The 16,082-nt window shown below is 66.2% G+C and carries 30 protein-coding genes and 1 pseudogene; all 31 read left to right on the forward strand.

Going from position 1 to position 16,082, the window contains the following annotated elements; all coding sequences use genetic code 11:
- Nucleotides 1-91 precede the first annotated feature (91 nt).
- The 31 genes and pseudogenes from rpsJ (at nt 92) to WEA29_06595 (ending at nt 15,929) form a co-directional block, all read left to right on the forward strand.
- On the forward strand, nt 92-409 hold the full coding sequence (rpsJ, locus tag WEA29_06445) for a 30S ribosomal protein S10 (GenBank protein ID MEX2323395.1): 318 nt from the start codon (nt 92-94) through the stop codon (nt 407-409).
- Nucleotides 406-1,044, forward strand: coding sequence for a 50S ribosomal protein L3 (gene rplC / locus WEA29_06450; GenBank protein MEX2323396.1), 639 nt, complete (start codon nt 406-408; stop codon nt 1,042-1,044). Before rpsJ ends, rplC begins: the two co-directional genes overlap by 4 nt.
- Nucleotides 1,037-1,684: a 50S ribosomal protein L4 gene (rplD, locus tag WEA29_06455; protein MEX2323397.1), complete on the forward strand. Its 648-nt coding sequence runs from the start codon at nt 1,037-1,039 to the stop codon at nt 1,682-1,684. Before rplC ends, rplD begins: the two co-directional genes overlap by 8 nt.
- Nucleotides 1,678-1,968, forward strand: a complete 291-nt coding sequence (rplW, locus tag WEA29_06460) for a 50S ribosomal protein L23 (GenBank protein MEX2323398.1) — start codon at nt 1,678-1,680, stop codon at nt 1,966-1,968. Before rplD ends, rplW begins: the two co-directional genes overlap by 7 nt.
- 148 nt (nt 1,969-2,116) lie before the next feature.
- Complete coding sequence (gene rplB / locus WEA29_06465) at nt 2,117-2,950, forward strand: 50S ribosomal protein L2 (GenBank protein ID MEX2323399.1); 834 nt, start codon at nt 2,117-2,119, stop codon at nt 2,948-2,950.
- Between the two features lie 122 nt (nt 2,951-3,072).
- Complete coding sequence (rpsS, locus tag WEA29_06470) at nt 3,073-3,351, forward strand: 30S ribosomal protein S19 (GenBank protein MEX2323400.1); 279 nt, start codon at nt 3,073-3,075, stop codon at nt 3,349-3,351.
- Nucleotides 3,348-3,698 (forward strand): 50S ribosomal protein L22, encoded by a 351-nt coding sequence (gene rplV, locus WEA29_06475; GenBank protein ID MEX2323401.1) that lies wholly within the window; start codon nt 3,348-3,350, stop codon nt 3,696-3,698. The genes rpsS and rplV overlap by 4 nt, the downstream gene beginning before the upstream one ends.
- Nucleotides 3,698-4,654 (forward strand): 30S ribosomal protein S3, encoded by a 957-nt coding sequence (gene rpsC / locus WEA29_06480; protein MEX2323402.1) that lies wholly within the window; start codon nt 3,698-3,700, stop codon nt 4,652-4,654. Before rplV ends, rpsC begins: the two co-directional genes overlap by 1 nt.
- Before the next feature lie 3 nt (nt 4,655-4,657).
- A complete protein-coding gene (gene rplP / locus WEA29_06485) occupies nt 4,658-5,071 on the forward strand; it encodes a 50S ribosomal protein L16 (GenBank protein ID MEX2323403.1) in 414 nt (137 codons plus the stop codon).
- Nucleotides 5,068-5,292 (forward strand): 50S ribosomal protein L29, encoded by a 225-nt coding sequence (rpmC, locus tag WEA29_06490; GenBank protein MEX2323404.1) that lies wholly within the window; start codon nt 5,068-5,070, stop codon nt 5,290-5,292. Before rplP ends, rpmC begins: the two co-directional genes overlap by 4 nt.
- Nucleotides 5,285-5,542 carry a 30S ribosomal protein S17 gene (gene rpsQ, locus WEA29_06495; protein MEX2323405.1) on the forward strand — a complete coding sequence of 86 codons (258 nt, stop codon included), beginning with the start codon at nt 5,285-5,287 and terminating at the stop codon, nt 5,540-5,542. The genes rpmC and rpsQ overlap by 8 nt, the downstream gene beginning before the upstream one ends.
- Nucleotides 5,539-5,907: a 50S ribosomal protein L14 gene (gene rplN / locus WEA29_06500; protein ID MEX2323406.1), complete on the forward strand. Its 369-nt coding sequence runs from the start codon at nt 5,539-5,541 to the stop codon at nt 5,905-5,907. Before rpsQ ends, rplN begins: the two co-directional genes overlap by 4 nt.
- Entirely contained in the window at nt 5,908-6,213 is a 306-nt protein-coding gene (gene rplX, locus WEA29_06505; protein ID MEX2323407.1) for a 50S ribosomal protein L24, read from the forward strand.
- Nucleotides 6,210-6,779, forward strand: a complete 570-nt coding sequence (gene rplE, locus WEA29_06510; GenBank protein ID MEX2323408.1) for a 50S ribosomal protein L5 — start codon at nt 6,210-6,212, stop codon at nt 6,777-6,779. The genes rplX and rplE overlap by 4 nt, the downstream gene beginning before the upstream one ends.
- Nucleotides 6,779-6,964, forward strand: coding sequence for a type Z 30S ribosomal protein S14 (locus WEA29_06515; protein ID MEX2323409.1), 186 nt, complete (start codon nt 6,779-6,781; stop codon nt 6,962-6,964). Before rplE ends, WEA29_06515 begins: the two co-directional genes overlap by 1 nt.
- Nucleotides 6,964-7,362 carry a 30S ribosomal protein S8 gene (gene rpsH, locus WEA29_06520; protein MEX2323410.1) on the forward strand — a complete coding sequence of 133 codons (399 nt, stop codon included), beginning with the start codon at nt 6,964-6,966 and terminating at the stop codon, nt 7,360-7,362. The genes WEA29_06515 and rpsH overlap by 1 nt, the downstream gene beginning before the upstream one ends.
- Complete coding sequence (rplF, locus tag WEA29_06525; GenBank protein MEX2323411.1) at nt 7,362-7,904, forward strand: 50S ribosomal protein L6; 543 nt, start codon at nt 7,362-7,364, stop codon at nt 7,902-7,904. The genes rpsH and rplF overlap by 1 nt, the downstream gene beginning before the upstream one ends.
- Nucleotides 7,901-8,254, forward strand: coding sequence for a 50S ribosomal protein L18 (gene rplR / locus WEA29_06530; protein MEX2323412.1), 354 nt, complete (start codon nt 7,901-7,903; stop codon nt 8,252-8,254). The genes rplF and rplR overlap by 4 nt, the downstream gene beginning before the upstream one ends.
- The gene (gene rpsE, locus WEA29_06535; protein ID MEX2323413.1) at nt 8,251-8,844 is read left to right on the forward strand and encodes a 30S ribosomal protein S5; all 594 of its coding nucleotides are present in this window, start codon (nt 8,251-8,253) and stop codon (nt 8,842-8,844) included. The genes rplR and rpsE overlap by 4 nt, the downstream gene beginning before the upstream one ends.
- A 2-nt stretch (nt 8,845-8,846) precedes the next feature.
- Complete coding sequence (gene rpmD, locus WEA29_06540; GenBank protein ID MEX2323414.1) at nt 8,847-9,035, forward strand: 50S ribosomal protein L30; 189 nt, start codon at nt 8,847-8,849, stop codon at nt 9,033-9,035.
- Complete coding sequence (gene rplO, locus WEA29_06545) at nt 9,032-9,469, forward strand: 50S ribosomal protein L15 (GenBank protein MEX2323415.1); 438 nt, start codon at nt 9,032-9,034, stop codon at nt 9,467-9,469. The genes rpmD and rplO overlap by 4 nt, the downstream gene beginning before the upstream one ends.
- Nucleotides 9,470-9,603: 134 nt before the next feature.
- Nucleotides 9,604-10,902: a preprotein translocase subunit SecY gene (secY, locus tag WEA29_06550; protein MEX2323416.1), complete on the forward strand. Its 1,299-nt coding sequence runs from the start codon at nt 9,604-9,606 to the stop codon at nt 10,900-10,902.
- Nucleotides 10,903-11,017: 115 nt separating this feature from the next.
- Nucleotides 11,018-11,569, forward strand: a complete 552-nt coding sequence (locus WEA29_06555; GenBank protein MEX2323417.1) for an adenylate kinase — start codon at nt 11,018-11,020, stop codon at nt 11,567-11,569.
- Entirely contained in the window at nt 11,566-12,318 is a 753-nt protein-coding gene (gene map, locus WEA29_06560) for a type I methionyl aminopeptidase (GenBank protein MEX2323418.1), read from the forward strand. Before WEA29_06555 ends, map begins: the two co-directional genes overlap by 4 nt.
- 279 nt (nt 12,319-12,597) lie before the next feature.
- Nucleotides 12,598-12,711, forward strand: coding sequence for a 50S ribosomal protein L36 (gene rpmJ, locus WEA29_06565; protein MEX2323419.1), 114 nt, complete (start codon nt 12,598-12,600; stop codon nt 12,709-12,711).
- A gap of 4 nt (nt 12,712-12,715) precedes the next feature.
- On the forward strand, nt 12,716-13,093 hold the full coding sequence (rpsM, locus tag WEA29_06570) for a 30S ribosomal protein S13 (protein ID MEX2323420.1): 378 nt from the start codon (nt 12,716-12,718) through the stop codon (nt 13,091-13,093).
- Nucleotides 13,093-13,482: a 30S ribosomal protein S11 gene (rpsK, locus tag WEA29_06575; protein ID MEX2323421.1), complete on the forward strand. Its 390-nt coding sequence runs from the start codon at nt 13,093-13,095 to the stop codon at nt 13,480-13,482. The genes rpsM and rpsK overlap by 1 nt, the downstream gene beginning before the upstream one ends.
- On the forward strand, nt 13,483-14,109 hold the full coding sequence (rpsD, locus tag WEA29_06580; GenBank protein MEX2323422.1) for a 30S ribosomal protein S4: 627 nt from the start codon (nt 13,483-13,485) through the stop codon (nt 14,107-14,109). It begins immediately after the preceding gene.
- A gap of 13 nt (nt 14,110-14,122) precedes the next feature.
- Nucleotides 14,123-15,070, forward strand: a complete 948-nt coding sequence (locus WEA29_06585; GenBank protein ID MEX2323423.1) for a DNA-directed RNA polymerase subunit alpha — start codon at nt 14,123-14,125, stop codon at nt 15,068-15,070.
- Nucleotides 15,070-15,417, forward strand: a pseudogene (rplQ, locus tag WEA29_06590) (50S ribosomal protein L17). Before WEA29_06585 ends, rplQ begins: the two are co-directional and overlap by 1 nt.
- Nucleotides 15,418-15,470: 53 nt before the next feature.
- The gene (locus tag WEA29_06595) at nt 15,471-15,929 is read left to right on the forward strand and encodes a hypothetical protein (GenBank protein MEX2323424.1); all 459 of its coding nucleotides are present in this window, start codon (nt 15,471-15,473) and stop codon (nt 15,927-15,929) included.
- Nucleotides 15,930-16,082: the final 153 nt, after the last annotated feature.

The raw sequence follows: 16,082 nt of genomic DNA on the forward strand, positions 1-16,082 counted from the left end.
ATCCGTGAGGGTGGCCGCACCGTCGGCGCCGGCCGAGTCGTCAAGATCCTCAAGTAGCGAGTAGCGAGTAGCGAGAGAGAAGAACACGACCGTGGCTGAGAAGAACGAGCATCGGATTCGGATTCGCCTGAAGGCGTACGACCACGAAGTGGTCGACGAGTCGGCGCGCAAGATCGCTGAGACCGTCATCCGTACCCAGGCGAAGATCCGCGGGCCGGTGCCGCTGCCCACCGAGATCCACCGGTACACGGTCGTGCGCGGCCCCCACGTCCACAAGGACTCGCGGGAGCACTTCGAGATGCGCATCCACAAGCGTCTGCTCGACATCCTCGAGCCGACGGCGAAGACGGTCGATTCGCTGATGCGTCTGGACCTCCCGGCCGGCGTGGAAGTGGAGATCAAGACATGAGGGCCATCCTCGGCGAGAAGCTGGGCATGACCCAGGTGTTCGACGACGAGTCGCGCGCCATACCGGTGACGGTGATCAAGGCCGGCCCCTGCCGTGTCGTGCAGATCAAGCGCCTCGAGACCGACGGCTATGGGGCCATCCAGATCGCCTACCGCGAGGCGAAGCCCAACCGGGTCACCATGCCGATGAAGGGCCACTACGAGAAGGCCGGACTCACACCGCACCGCCATCTCGTCGAGTTGCGGGTCGACGACCCCGACGCCTACACGGTCGGCCAGGAGATCAGCGTGGCCGACGTGCTCGAGAAGGGTGGGCTCGCCGACGTGGCCGGCGTCAGCCGCGGCAAGGGTTTCGAGGGCGTCATAAAGCGCCACAACTTCTCCGGTCAGAGCGCCTCACATGGTGTCCACCGGGTGCACCGTGCGCCGGGTTCCATCGGCGCCGCGTCGACACCGGCTCGCGTGTTCCGGGGGCAGAAGATGCCCGGGCGTATGGGTGGTGAGCGCACCACGGTGCTCAACCTCGAAGTCGTCGAGGTCGACGCCGAGCGCGGTGTCCTCATGCTTCGCGGGGCCGTTCCTGGTGCCAAGGGTGCCGTGGTCCTGGTCCGAAGGGCGGTGAAGGCCGGTGGCTGACACAGTGACCGCCCCGCTCCTTTCCTCGGCCGGCGAGCGTGTCGGTGAGGTGTCGCTGGATCCCGCGGTGTTCGGCATCGAGCCGAACGTGCCGGTTATGCACCAGGTGGTGACCGCCCAGTTGGCCGCCGCTCGCAGTGGTTCGGCTAACACCAAGACCCGCGCCGAGGTCCGTGGCGGTGGTCGAAAGCCGTGGCGCCAGAAGGGCCTCGGTCGAGCCCGTCAGGGTTCCATCCGCTCGCCACAGTGGCGCGGCGGTGGTGTCGTCTTCGGCCCCAAACCGCGTGACTACAGCCAGCGCACCCCGAAGAAGATGAGGCAGCTCGCCCTGCGCAGCGCGTTGTCTGCCCGCGCCGCCGCCGACGCGGTGATGGTGGTCGACGGCTTCGACTGGGATAAGCCGAGCACGCGGACCGCCGCCCGGTTCCTGAAGACGCTCGGCGTGGATGGCAAGGCCCTCTTCGTCGTGGGGCGTGACGATGCGGTGGTCACCTTGTCTGCCCGCAATCTGCCGGCGACGAAGGTGCTCGACGGCGGCCAGCTCAACACGTACGACGTGCTGTGGGCCGATGTCGTGGTGTTCACCCGTGAGGCGCTTCCGAGCGCCGCGGTGGCGACCACCGAAGGGGAGGCATCGTGAAGAATCCCCGCGACCTGATCATCGAACCGATCGTGTCCGAGAAGTCGTACGACCTGATCGAGGGGAGTAACACCTATACCTTCAGGGTGGACAAGCGATCGACGAAGACCGAGATCAAGCAGGCCGTCGAAGCGATCTTCGGCGTGCGTGTGACGCGGGTGAACACGATCAACCGCGTCGGCAAGCTGAAGCGAACGGGATGGGTCCGGGGCCGCCGCGCCGACAGCAAGCGCGCCCTGGTCACCCTCGCCGATGGCGACGAGATCGACATTTTTGGAGTATGAGAGCCATGAGCCACGCCTTCACCGCAATCGCGAACCTGGTGGCTACCGGCTGCCCGCTACCAGCGACCAGCCACCGGCCCCTCTTGCTGGCAGCCGGCAGCTGGCAGCCGCTGCGGCGTGTCCCGGTCGACTCTGGGGAGGTGCGCTGATGCCGGTCAAGAAGTACAAGCCCACGTCGCCGGGGCGGCGGTTCCGGACCGTCTCCGACTTCTCCGAGATCACCAAGGAGAAGCCGGAGAAGAGCCTTCTCGAGAAGCGCACATCCAGTGGCGGACGCAACGCCCACGGCCGCATCACGTCGCGTCACCGCGGCCAGGGTCACAAGCAGCGCTACCGCGTCGTCGACTTCCGTCGTGACAAGGACGGCATCCCGGCCAAGGTGGCTGCGATCGAGTACGACCCGAACCGCAACGCCCGGCTCGCCCTGCTCCACTACCACGACGGTGAGAAGCGCTACATCCTGGCGCCGTACCGTGTCGAGGTCGGTCAGACGCTCGTGTCGGGCTCCGGGGCGCCCATCTCGGCTGGGAACGCCCTGCCGCTGCGTAATATCCCTGCCGGCACGATGGTGCACGCCGTCGAGATGCGTCCCGGCGGCGGCGCCAAGATCGGCCGTTCGGCCGGCACCGCGATCCAGCTGGTGGCCAAGGAGAACGACCTGGCGCTGCTACGACTTCCGTCGGGGGAGATGCGCAACGTGCCGCTCGACTGTCGGGCGACCGTCGGTCAGGTCGGCAATCCGGAGGCCGAGCTCCTCAAGGGGGGCAAGGCGGGTTATAGCCGCTGGAAGGGCGTTCGCCCCCAGACCCGCGGAGTGGCCATGAACCCCGTCGATCACCCTCTCGGGGGCGGCGAAGGAAAGAGCAGCGGCGGACGGCATCCCACCAGCCCCTGGGGCAAGGTGGAGGGCCGCACCCGCAAGAAGAACAAGGCGAGCGACCGGCTCATCGTGCGCCGGCGCGCCAAGAAGGGGAAGAGATGAAGCAGCAGACAGCTACCGGCTACCAGCTACCAGCTGCGACGTGTGTCTGCCGCGCCGCTTGCCGGCAGCGGGAAGCCGGTAGCGGGCAGCTTTCCCGGCACGACCGAAAGGTGGTGGCCTAGGTGTCGCGCTCTTTGAAGAAGGGTCCCTTCGTGGACGACCATCTGCTTGCCAAGATCGAGCGGGCCAACAAGTCAGGTGACCGTCGGGTGATCAAGACGTGGAGTCGCCGGTCGACGATCATCCCTGAGATGGTCGGTCACACCCTGGCCGTCCACGATGGTCGCAAGCATGTCCCGGTTTACGTCACCGAGTCGATGGTGGGTCACAAGTTGGGCGAGTTCGCTCCGACGCGGACCTTCCGAGGCCATGCCGGCGAGAGAGCAGCGAGGAAGCGATGAAGGTCCAGGCGCGCGCCTCGTACATCCGCCAGTCGCCGTTCAAGGTGCGGCAGGTCCTCGACCTGGTGCGCGGCCTGCCGGTGGAGCGGGCCCGCGAGGTCCTCACCTTCGCGCCGAAGCGGGCGACCGATCCGATCCGAAAGGTGCTCGAGTCCGCCGTGGCGAACGCCGCCCACAACCACTCGATGGATGCCTCCGAACTGCGCGTCATCGCCGCGTTCGCCGACGAGGGACCGACCCTCAAGCGGTTCAAGGCGCGTGCCCGGGGCCGTGCCACCCAGATCTTGAAGCGCACCAGCCACGTCACGATCGTGGTCGGTGACGGTGTCGACGAGGAAGGTGCCTGATGGGCCAGAAGATCCACCCCTACGGTTTGCGGCTCGGCATTATCACCGACTGGAAGTCGCGCTGGTACAGCGAGAAGGACTACGCCAAGCAGGTCCTCGAGGACGCCAAGATCCGCGACATGCTCATCGCCGAGCTCGAGCGCGGGGCACTCTCGCGGATCGAGATCGAGCGCATCGGGGACAAGAAGGTCCAGATCGACATTCACACCGCCCGTCCCGGCGTCGTCATCGGTCGTAGCGGGAGTGAGGTCGATCGCCTCCGCACGCTGCTGGAGAAGCTGACCGACCGCGAAATCAAGATCAACGTGATCGAGGTCCAGGACGCCGAGACCGACGCCCAGCTGCTCGCCCGTGGCATCGCCGACCAGCTGCAGGGCCGGGTGTCGTTTCGCCGCGCCATGAAGCGCGCCGTCCAGACTGCCATGAAGGCCGGCGCCCAGGGTGTTCGCGTCCAGTGCTCGGGCCGCCTCGGCGGCGCCGACATGGGGCGCCGCGAGTGGTATCGCGAGGGCCGGGTGCCCCTGCACACGCTGCGTGCCGACGTCGACTTCGGCCTCGCCACCGCCAAGACGACCGCGGGCGCCGTGGGCGTCAAGGTGTGGGTTTACAAGGGTGACGTACTGCCGTCGCTCCACTCCACCCGCGAGAAGATCGCCGCCGAGGCCGCGCTCGCTGCCGGTGGGCCCGCATCGCGACTGGCGCCCATCAAGGCGCGCGCCGAGCAGGCCGCTGGCGACCGACCGCGTGGCGGTCTGGTCGAGGCCGGCGGGGGTAAGCGTCTGGTGGAGGCGGGCGGGGGCAAGCGTCTGGTGGAGGCGGGCGGGGGCAAGAAGGTGGACGCCGGGTCCGCCAAGTCGGCGTTCGAAGAGGAGCGCGAGGTGGCCGAAGAGACCCTCGACGTGGCCGCTGCCGACGAGGTCGAGTCCGACGCGACTCCCGCAGGCGAGGAGGAGTAGGTCATGCTGATGCCCAAGCGCCCCCGCTGGCGCAAGCAGCACCGCGGCCGTCTCACCGGCGCCACCAAGGGTGGCTCGCGCGTCTCCTTCGGTGACTTCGGCCTGCAGTCCCTCGAGCCCGGCTGGATCACCTCCCGACAGATCGAAGCGGCCCGTGTCGCCATGACCCGCAAGATCCGCCGTGGCGGCAAGGTGTGGATCAACATCTTCCCCCACAAGCCGGTCACCCAGAAGCCCGCCGAGACCCGGATGGGCTCCGGCAAGGGCAATCCCGAGTATTGGGTCGCCGTGGTGCGGCCCGGCAGGGTCATGTTCGAGCTGTCCGGCGTCGACGAGGACCTAGCCCGGGAGGCGCTGCGTCTCGCCGGCCACAAGCTTCCCGTTCGTACCCGCTTCGTCACTCGGGAGGAGCTGTGAGAGCCAACGAGCTGCGCGATCTCCCCTACGAGGAGCTGGTCGAGAAGCTCGACGGGGCCAAGGAGGATCTGTTCAACCTCCGGTTCCAGATGGCGACCAACCAGCTGGACGACACCGCCCGTATCCGTCGGCTGCGTCGCGAAGTCGCACGCATCGCCACGGTGATGCGGGAACTGGAGATCGAGGCGTACTACCGCATGGAGGAGGAAGGCGATGTCTGAGCGCAGTGCTCGCAAGGTTCGCCAGGGCATCGTCGTATCCAACGCGCGCGACAAGACGGTGACGGTCGAAGTGGTCGGGAGCAAGCGGCACCCGATGTATCGCAAGACGATGGCCACCCGTAGCCGTTTCCATGCGCACGACGAGAACAACGAGGTCAACCTCGGCGACACCGTTCGGATCATGGAGACCCGTCCGCTGTCCAAGACCAAGCGCTGGCGGGTCATCGAGATCGTGGAGCGTGCCCGATGATCGGACAGGAGAGCCGCCTCAAGGTGGCCGACAACACGGGCGCTCGCGAGGTGCTGTGCATCCGCGTACTCGGCGGCTCGGCGCGTCGGTACGCCGGCATCGGTGACGTGATCGTCGCCACCGTCAAAGACGCCATCCCCGGTGGGACGGTGAAGCGCGGAGAAGTGGTGAAGGCCGTGGTGGTGCGTACCCACAAGGAGCGCCGCCGCGCCGACGGCACCTACATCCGTTTCGATGACAATGCCTGCGTCATCATCAACGACCAGCAGCAACCGCGGGGTACCCGAATCTTCGGCCCTGTGGGCCGCGAGTTACGCGAAAAGCGCTTCATGCGCATCGTGTCACTCGCGCCGGAGGTGATCTGAGTGAACATCCGAGAAGGCGACACCGTCATGGTCGTGTCCGGCAAGGACAAGGGCAAGGAGTCACGGGTGGCTCAAGCCTTCCCCGACAGGGGCAAGATCATCGTCGAAGGCGTTGCCACGGCCAAGCGGCACACCAAGCCGCGCGGCCAAACCATGCAGGGCGGCATCGTCGACAAGGACATGCCCATCGACGTATCCAACGTGATGATCGTGTGTCCCACCTGCGGTCCCACCCGCATCGGTCATCGCCTCGACGCCGAGGGCCACAAGCGCCGCGTGTGCGTGAAGTGCGGAGGTGACCTGTGACCCCTCGCCTCAAGCAGGAGTATCACGATCGGGTGCGCGCCGAGGTGCGTGACAGTCTGGGCGTCACCAACCCGATGTTGATCCCGCGCCTGGACAAGATCGTGCTCAACATGGGCGTCGGCGAGGCGATCAACGACAAGAACCTGATCGATGCCGCCGTCGAGGACCTGTCGATCATCGCCGGTCAGCGCCCCAGGGTGAATCGGGCTCGCAAGTCGATCGCCAACTTCAAGCTGCGTGAGGGCATGCCCATCGGTGTGTCGGTCACGCTGCGCGGCGATCGCATGTGGGAGTTCTTCGACCGGCTGATCTCGGTCGCCATCCCCCGCATCCGCGACTTCCGCGGACTCAACCCGCGGTCGTTCGACGGCCGGGGCAACTACACGTTCGGCGTCACCGAGCAGTTGATCTTCCCCGAGATCGATTTCGACAAGGTGTCTCGGGTTCGGGGGATGGACATCACGATCTGCACGACCGCTCAGGACGATGAAGGCGGCCAGGCGCTCCTCGAAGCGTACGGCTTCCCGTTCCGGCGTGCCCCCCAGTCTCAAGAGGTAGGTGTCTGATGGCCAAGAAGTCCCTGATCGCCAAGGCGAACCGCAAGCCGAAGTTCAAGGTGCGCGGCTACTCGCGTTGCGGGCGGTGTGGGCGTGCCCGCGCCTTCATCCGCAAGTTCGGCATGTGCCGCATCTGTGTCCGGCAGCTGGCGCTGCGTGGTGAGCTGCCCGGTGTGAGAAAGGCGTCGTGGTAATCATGATGACCGACCCGATCGCCGACATGCTCACCCGGCTGCGCAACGCCAACATGGCGCTGCACGAATCCGTGTCCATGCCCTCGTCGAAGCTCAAGGAGGGAATCGCCAAGATTCTCGCTTCCGAGGGCTACGTCGACGGCTACGAGGTCACGGTGTCCGGGAGCCACAAGGTGCTGGACATCAAGCTCAAGTACGGCTCTGATCGCGCCCGCATCATCGAGGGTCTCCGCCGCGTGTCGCGACCCGGCCGCCGGGTCTATGTCGGCGCCGACGAACTGCCCCGCGTTCAGGGGGGCCTCGGGGTGGCCGTCATCTCCACGCCCCAGGGGCTGCTCCCCGATCGGGAGGCTCGCCGTCGCCGCCTGGGCGGCGAAGTCCTCTGTGAGGTGTGGTGATGAGTCGTATCGGTAAGTCGCCGGTCCAGCTCCCTTCGGGTGTCACCGTGGAGATCTCCGGGTCGGAGGTCACGGTCAAGGGCCCCAAGGGCACGCTGACGCGTCGCTTCCACGACAAGGTCGCTTTCAGCCAGGAAGACGGGGTGGTCACCGTGACCCGTGTCGACGAGGAACGCGAGTCGAAGGCTCTACACGGGCTGAGCCGCGCCCTGCTCGCCAACATGGTCGTCGGGGTCTCGGAGGGATACCGCCGCGAGCTGCAGACCGTCGGCGTCGGGTACCGTGCCGCCCTCAAGGGCAAGGATCTCGAGCTGCAGGTCGGGTTCTCGCATCCCGTCGAGGTGGCGGCGCCGGACGGGATCGACTTCGAGGTCCCCGAGCCCACGCAGATCGTGATCACCGGCATCGACAAGGAACGGGTTGGTCAGATCGCCGCCGACATCAGGTCGATTCGTCCTCCCGAGCCCTACAAGGGCAAGGGCATCAGGTACGCCAACGAACAGATTCGCCGCAAGGCCGGCAAGTCGGGAGTCGCACGATGAGGGGATCCAGGAGCGTCGCCCGCAAGCGCCGCCATTTTCGGGTTCGCCGCAAGGTGCGTGGCACCGCCTCCCGGCCGCGTTTTGCGGTGTTCCGCAGCAACCGCTACATCTACGCTCAGCTCGTCGACGACGACGCCGGTCAGACGCTCGCCGCAGCCTCCTCACAGGAGCCAGCACTCCGTGAACGCACCCTGACCGTCGACGTGGCGGCGGAAGTCGGCAAGTTGCTGGCCGACCGGGCGAAGGGCGCCGGCGTGTCGTCGGTCGTGTTCGACCGCGGCGGCTATGCATATCACGGTCGCGTCAGGGCACTCGCCGACGCGGCCCGCGAGGGAGGACTCGAGTTTTGACCAGCCGACAGAGAGACAACACACGAGGGCGCGACCAGAGGTCCACCGACGGTCCGCAGTTCGACGAGCGCGTCATCCACATCAACCGGGTGTCGAAGGTCGTCAGCGGCGGTCGCAGGTTCTCGTTCACCGCGCTGGTCGCGGTGGGCGACGGCAACGGCCGCGTCGGCATTGGCTATGGCAAGGCCAAGGAAGTCCCTGCCGCCATCCAGAAGGGCATGGAGGTGGCGCGTCGCGCCATGAAGCCGGTCCCGATGGCGGGCACCACCATCGTCCATCAGACGGTCGGGTCGCACGGGGCATCCCGGGTGCTGCTCAAGCCGGCTGCCCCCGGTACCGGGGTGATTGCCGGCGGGGCCGTGCGCCAGATCCTCGAAGCCGCCGGCATTCGCGACGTCCTCACCAAGTCCCTGGGCAGCCCCACACACATCAATGTGGCGCGGGCCACGATCAATGGGTTGCTCGGCCAGTATCGGCCCGACGAAGTGGCCAAGCGGCGTGGCCGCACCCCTGAGGAGGTCACCCCGCCGGGACTGCTCGCCGCCTACCGATCGGCGGAGTTGAACCGCTCCGCCCGTCCGGGGTCCTGACCATGGCGAAGGCATCCACGCTCAAGGTGCGGCTGGTCCACAGCACGATCGGTGAGAAGCCGAAGACCCGCGCTGCGGTGCGCAGCCTCGGTCTGCGCAAGATCGACCAGGTTCGCGAACTGGCAGACAGTCCGAGCGTCCGGGGCCAGATCGCCCGGGTCGCCCACCTCGTGGAGGTAGAGGAATCATGAAGCTCCATCATCTCAAGCCTGCACCCGGCTCCAAGAAGGACCGTATCCGGGTCGGTCGCGGTGAGGGTGGCCGTCGCGGCAAGACCGCGGGACGCGGCACCAAGGGTGCCAAGGCGCGCGGGCAGATCCCGGCCTGGTTCGAGGGTGGCCAGATGCCGATCTACCGGCGTCTTCCCAAGCTCAAGGGGTTCACCAATCGCAACCGCGAGCTGTATGCCGTGATCAACGTCGAGCGCCTCGAACAGTTCGACAAGGGCGCCGTCGTCAGCCCCGAGGAGCTGCGGGCCCGTGGCCTGGTCAAGAAGCGCGGCAAGGTCAAGGTCCTCGGCCAGGGCGAACTGACCAAGGCGCTCACCGTCCGTGCCCACGCCTTCAGCGTCGGCGCGGTCGAGCGCATCGAAGCAGCCGGCGGCACCGTAGAGGTGATCGAGTGATCAGCCTCCAGCTTCCAGCTTCCAGCCGCCAGTCCTCAGTCCATCCGATTCTTGCTGGTAACTGGCGACTGGTGACTGGCAACTTCGCCGGCCCGATAGCCTCAACCGGCCTAAGAGACCTCTAGGACGCACCCATGCTCTCCGTCTATAGAAACATGTTCCGGATTCGGGATCTTCGTAAGAAGATCCTGTTCACGCTGTTCGTCATCGGGATCTACCGGCTGGGTGCAGCCATCCCGGTTCCGGGCGTGGATCTGGATGCGGTGAGACGAATGTCCGAGGAGGCCGAGTCGGCGGGCATCGTCGGCATGCTCAACCTCTTCTCCGGCGGTGCGCTGGAGTCGCTGTCGGTGTTCTCCCTGGGCATCATGCCGTACATAACGGCATCGATCATGATGCAGCTGCTCGGCGTGGTCATCCCGAGGCTCCAGAAGCTCCAGGAGGAGGGTGAGACCGGCCGCAAGGTGATCACCCAGTGGACCCGCTACATCACGGTGATCCTCGCCCTGCTGCAGGCGACGGGCCTGTCGTACCTGTTCCACCGGGGAACGCTGACCGGCGGTCTCAGCCTGATCCCCAACTACACCCCCGGTCGGGTGCTCGTCATCGTCATCACGATGACCGCCGGTACCGCCTTCATCATGTGGCTCGGCGAGTTGATCACTCAGCGCGGCGTCGGCAACGGCATGTCGCTGATCATTTTCGCCAGCATCGTCAGCCAGATGCCTTCACAGATGGTGATCCTCGCCAATTCGGCGGGGGGCTATGCCACTGCTGGATTCATCCTCGTCATGCTCATGTTCTTGGCGCTGACCGTCGGGATCATCTTCGTCGACCAGGGCCAGCGTCGGATCCCGATCCAGTTCTCCAAGCGGATCCGCGGACGGCGCATGCTTGGCGGCCAGAGCACTTACATCCCGCTCAAGGTGAACACCGCCGGGGTCATCCCGGTCATCTTCGCCTCGAGCATCCTGTACTTCCCGGCACTGGTCGCGTCGTCGATCCCCGCTGGCGGATTCTGGGGGGCCATCCGACGCTTCATTGACAACAACCTGGTGAGCGGCACCACCTGGTGGTACGTGATCCTGTTCGGCATGCTCATCGTGTTCTTCACCTACTTCTACACCGCGGTGCAGTTCGACCCGGCGCGCCAGTCGGACATGATTCAGCGCCAGGGCGGGTTCATCCCGGGCATCCGTCCGGGCTCACAGACGACTCACTACCTGGAGCACATCCTCAGCCGGATCACGCTCCCCGGTTCACTCTTCCTGGCGAGTGTGGCCGTGCTCCCGTCGATCGTGGCCATCTTCACCAACCTGCAGTTGGGCTTCTCCGGCATCTCGATGCTCATCGTCGTGGGTGTCGCCCTGGAGACGATGAAGCAGATCGAGAGCCAGCTGATGATGCGGAACTACGAAGGATTCCTGTCGTGAGGCCCGTGGCCTCACTCAGACGCCAGCCCTCAGTCGCCAGTCGCCAAGCGGAGCGGCTCGTGGGGAGGTCGGGCGAGTTGCGAATTACGAATGGCGAATCGCCGGGGGCTGACTGATGGGCCGCCGACTCCTGATCCTCGGTCCGCCGGGCGCCGGCAAGGGCACCCAGGCCGCCCTTCTCTGCAAGGCGCTGGGGATCCCGCATGTGTCGACCGGCGAGATGCTGCGTGACCACGTGGCTCGCGGCACCGAGCTGGGGAAGCAGGCGAAGGTGATCATGGACGCCGGCGACCTGGTCTCCGACGAGATCGTCATCGCCATGGTGGAGGAGCGCCTCGCCCAGGAGGATGCGGCGTGCGGCTTCCTGCTCGACGGATTCCCCCGGACCGCCCCACAGGCGGGGGCCCTAGAGCAGGTCATCGCCGAGACGCCGCTGGACGGGGTCATCGTGTTGGAGGTACCGGAGGACGAGATCGTCGACCGGACGCTGGCCCGTGGGCGGAGCGACGATACCGCCGAGTCGGTTCGAATCCGCCTGGCTCGCTATCACGAGGAGACGGCGCCGCTCATCTCCTTCTACGAGGCGCGCAGTGACATGGCCCGCGTCGATGGCGTGGGGACGATCGACGAGGTCCTGGCACGGATCGTGGGTGCGCTCGCCCGATGATGTCGATGAAGCGCCCCGAGGACTTCGCTCGGATGCGGGTGGCGGGCAAGGTGGTCGCCGAGATACACGCAAAGGTTCGCCAGGCCGCGGCGCCCGGCGTGGCCCTCATCGACCTCGATCGCATCGCCGCCGACGTCATCCGCGAGCGGGGCTGCACCCCCAATTTCCTCAACTACGGCCAACCGCCCTTTCCCGGTGTCACCTGCCTGTCGGTCAATGACGAGATCGTCCACGGCATCCCCTCGGGGCGCACCCTCAAGTCCGGTGACGTCCTCTCCCTGGATGCCGGTGCCATCTACGAGGGCTGGCATGCCGATGCGGCCATCACCTTCGCGATCGGTGACGGCGAGGACGACGCCTTGCGGCTCATCGAAGCTACGGAGCGGGCCATGTGGCGGGGGATCGGGGCATCCCACCCTGGTGCCCGGCTGGGCGACGTGGGCCATGCCATCGGATCGGTGGCCGAGGAGGCCGGTTACGGGATCGTGAGGAGCCACGCCGGCCACGGCATCGGTCGCCAGATGCACGAACACCCCAGCGTGTGGAACTTCGGCACCCCGGGCAAGGGCATGCGCCTCAAGGCGGGCATGGCGATCTGTATCGAACCGATGTTCAACGCGGGCAGCCATGAGACCCGCCTGCTGGACGACGACTGGACCGTTTCCACCGTCGACGGCAGCCTCAGCGCCCACTTCGAGCACACCGTGGCCATCACGAAGGACGGGCCGGAGGTGTTGACTCTCCCATGAAGCTCATGGCTCATAGCCAATGGCTCATGGCCAGAGACGCGCGTGCGCGTCGATGGGGTCTCTCGACGAGTCTGGCCATGAGCTATGAGCCATTGGCTATAGGCTCAGAGTCTCAACTTGTGAAGCCATCAGCGCTGCATTACTCTTCCCGTTCGGCCCTCAGGGGTCCGTCTGTTGTGTTCGAGAGAACCGCTGACGACGTTTTGAACACCGTCGTCGGGTCCCGATCCACCCACCTCGTGGGACATCGTGCGCCCGACGCCGTGGCAGGAGTGACGCATGAAGGTACGCCCGAGCGCCAAGAAGATGTGCGAGCGGTGCCGGATCATCCGGCGTCGCGGTCGCGTCTGGGTGCTGTGCACCAATCCGCGTCACAAGCAGCGACAGGGGTGAAGTGATGGCAAGAATCTCCGGGGTAGACCTCCCCAGGGACAAGCGAGTTGAGATCGGGCTCACCTACATCTTCGGTGTGGGCCGCAGTGCCGCGATCGAGACCTGTACTTCGCTCGGGATCGACCGCAACACGAAGATCCGTGATCTCACCGACGACGAGGTCGTGAAGATCCGTCAGTTCGTCGAGGCGAACTTTCGTGTCGAGGGTGACCTGCGACGCGAAGTGGCGCAGAACATCAAGCGCAAGGTCGAGATCGGCACCTACCAGGGCATCCGCCATCGACGCGGTCTGCCGGTGCGCGGTCAGCGCACGCATACCAACGCCCGCAGCCGCAAGGGGCCGCGTCGGGCGATCGCCGGCAAGAAGCAGGTCACCAAGTAGTGGCTGACAAGAAGAAGCCCACGCGGCGGCGCGAGCGCAGGAACATCCTGCACGGGGAAGCGCACATCACTGCGAGCTTCAACAACACCATCATCAACATCACCGACCTCGAAGGCAACACGCTCGTGTGGACCTCCGGGGGGACGGTCGGTTTCAAGGGTTCCCGCAAGTCGACGCCCTATGCGGCGCAGGTGGCCGCCGAACAGGCCGCCAGGCGTGCCGGCGAAATCGGTATGCGCAAGGTGGACGTGATCGTCCGTGGATCGGGTTCGGGCCGCGAGACCGCGGTTCGCACGCTGCAGACCATGGGCATGGAGGTCACCGGAATTCGCGACGTGACGCCGGTCCCACACAACGGCGTGCGTCTCAAGAAGCGGCGGAGGGGCTAGATGGCGCGCTACACCGGACCTGTTTGCAAGCTGTGCCGCCGCGAGCGGACCAAGCTGTTCCTCAAGGGCGCCCGTTGCGAGAGCAGCAAGTGCGCCGTCGACCGCAAGCCCTACCCACCCGGCGAGCACGGTCGGGGCCGCATCCGCGAGACCCAGTACCTCATCCAGCTGCGGGAGAAGCAGAAGGCCCGCCGCATCTACGGCGTGCTCGAGAAGCAGTTCCGCAGGTACTACGAGGAAGCAGCTCGCCACAAGGGCATCACCGGTGAGAATCTCCTGCAGATCCTCGAGAGCCGCCTCGACAACGTCGTTTTCCGGGCCCGCCTCGCCGAGTCTCGGGCCCAGGCTCGTCAGTTCGTGTCGCACGGGCACTTCCAGGTCAACGGCCGCCGGGTGACGGTGCCGTCGTTCCGGGTCAAGCCCGGTGATGTGATTCAACCCCGCGATCGGAGCAAGAGCATGCTGCCCATCCAGCACGCGATCGACACCTCGGGGTCGCGCAGCCAGTCGGAGTGGATGGACGTCGAACTCGACGACCGCAAGGTCACGATTACGGCCCTACCCAGCAGGGCCCAGATCGACACCCAGGTACAAGAACAGCTGATCGTCGAGTTGTACTCGAAGTAAGAGGAGCCGAAGCGTGCTGATCGTCCAGCGACCCCAGATCGATGAAGAGCCCGTATCCGAAACGAGGTCGAGGTTCGTCGTCGAGCCACTCGAGCCGGGCTTCGGCTACACGCTCGGCAATACCTTGCGTCGCACCCTGCTGGCACGGATTCCCGGCGCGGCGATCACCAGCGTGCGTATCGAGGGAGTTCAGCATGAGTTCTCCACGCTGAGTGGTGTCGTCGAAGACGTCGTCGACATCATCCTCAACCTCAAGCAGGTGGTGCTGCGGGTCGACGTCGACGGCCCCCAGACGCTCTACCTGTCCGCCAAGGGCAAGGGCGACGTGACCGCCGGGGCGATCTCCGCTCCTGCCGGCGTCGAGGTGATCAACACCGACCACCACCTCGCCTCGCTGTCCACCTCGGGCAAGCTCGAGATCGAGATGACCTGCGAGCGCGGTGTGGGCTATCGCAGCGCCGACCGCAACAACAAGGGCGACGGTATCGGGGTGATCCCGATCGACTCGATCTTCTCGCCGGTGCGCAAGGTGGCGTACACGGTGGGCTCCACTCAGGTCGGCGCCATGACCAACTTCGACAAGCTGGAGATCGACGTGGTGACCGACGGATCGGTCACCCCGCGAGATGCGGTGTCGTCCGCGGGCAAGACCCTGGCGGAGCTGCTCGGCCTGTTCGCCGACTTCGGCGAGGGAGTGGGCCTGGAACTCGGTGACGTGATCGTCGCCGACTCGTCTTCGCCTGACCTGGAACTCCCGATCGAGGCGCTCGACCTCTCCGAGCGGCCCAGCAACTGCTTGCGACGGGAGCGGATCCAGACGGTCGGTGAGCTCGTCGAGCGCACCGCCGAGGACCTGCTCAAGATCACGAACTTCGGTCAGAAGAGCCTCGACGAGGTCGTCGTCAAACTGGACGAGCTGGGCCTGTCGCTCGCCTCGTCGCGGGACGAGGAACTCGGCTGATGCCCCGCCCCAAGCGAGGTCGACGGCTCGGAGGTAGCGCCTCACTCCAGAAGGCGATGCTGTCCAACCTCGCCCAGGAGTTGTTCTGGGATGAGAAGGTGACCACCACGGTCGCACGGGCCAAGATGCTGCGCCCCTATGCCGAGAAGCTCATCACGAAGGCTGCCAAGGGCGGGCTCCACAATCGGCGCCTGGTCCTGTCGGACATCGAGGACACCGAAGTGGTGACCAAGCTGTTCGACGACATCGGTCCCAGGTTCGCCGAGCGTCCCGGTGGATACACCCGCATAGTTCGTGTGGGTCCCCGTCGTGGCGACGGAGCCGAGATGGCCGTCGTCGAACTCGTGTGAGCACGGCTCCACACCCGGCACCCTCTGCGGCCCGGAAGGTGCCGCCCTCGATGCTTGTCGTCACCGGTCTGCTCGTGGTCGGCTTCATCGCCCTCGGGGCGGCGACCGTGCTCAGTGTCACCGGCGCCAATGGTCCGGAGCCGCCGACCCTCGCCGACGTTCCGATCCCGACGGGTGTCGAACTGGTCGACTCGCACGCCCTGTGCGAGGCCGACGCCTGCGACGGTGCCGGTGGCGTGTTCGCCTGGGATCCGATCCGGGTGGAGGCGGCCGTGACCATGCTCGCCGAGAACTTCCTCGTCAACGGCTGGATCGGCGACCCGGGAAGTTGCCCTGAAGGCGTGCGATGTTTCCAGCGTGGAGGGCTGCGGTCGACCATCCGTCCATGGTTGGAGGTGGACGAAACCGTCGGTACCGCCATGCGCGCCGCCATCCGCGATCAGGGAATCGTCGAGGACGATCTGGTGTACGTGAGCGTCATCCGCTGCGGGATCCTCACCGACTGCTAGATCCCGGAGGCGAAGCCTCCAGGCGACGGCAGACGGTCCGAGTACCAAGTACCAAGTACCAAGGGAGCGCGCGGTCAGGGATTCGCCCATTCTGACTCTCCTCCCCCGTGTGCGGACCGGGGACATCCTTTACAGGTGTGCGTAGACATCCTT

Source organism: Acidimicrobiia bacterium, assembly GCA_040902765.1.
Lineage (GTDB): Bacteria > Actinomycetota > Acidimicrobiia > Spongiisociales > UBA11373 > DATKBG01.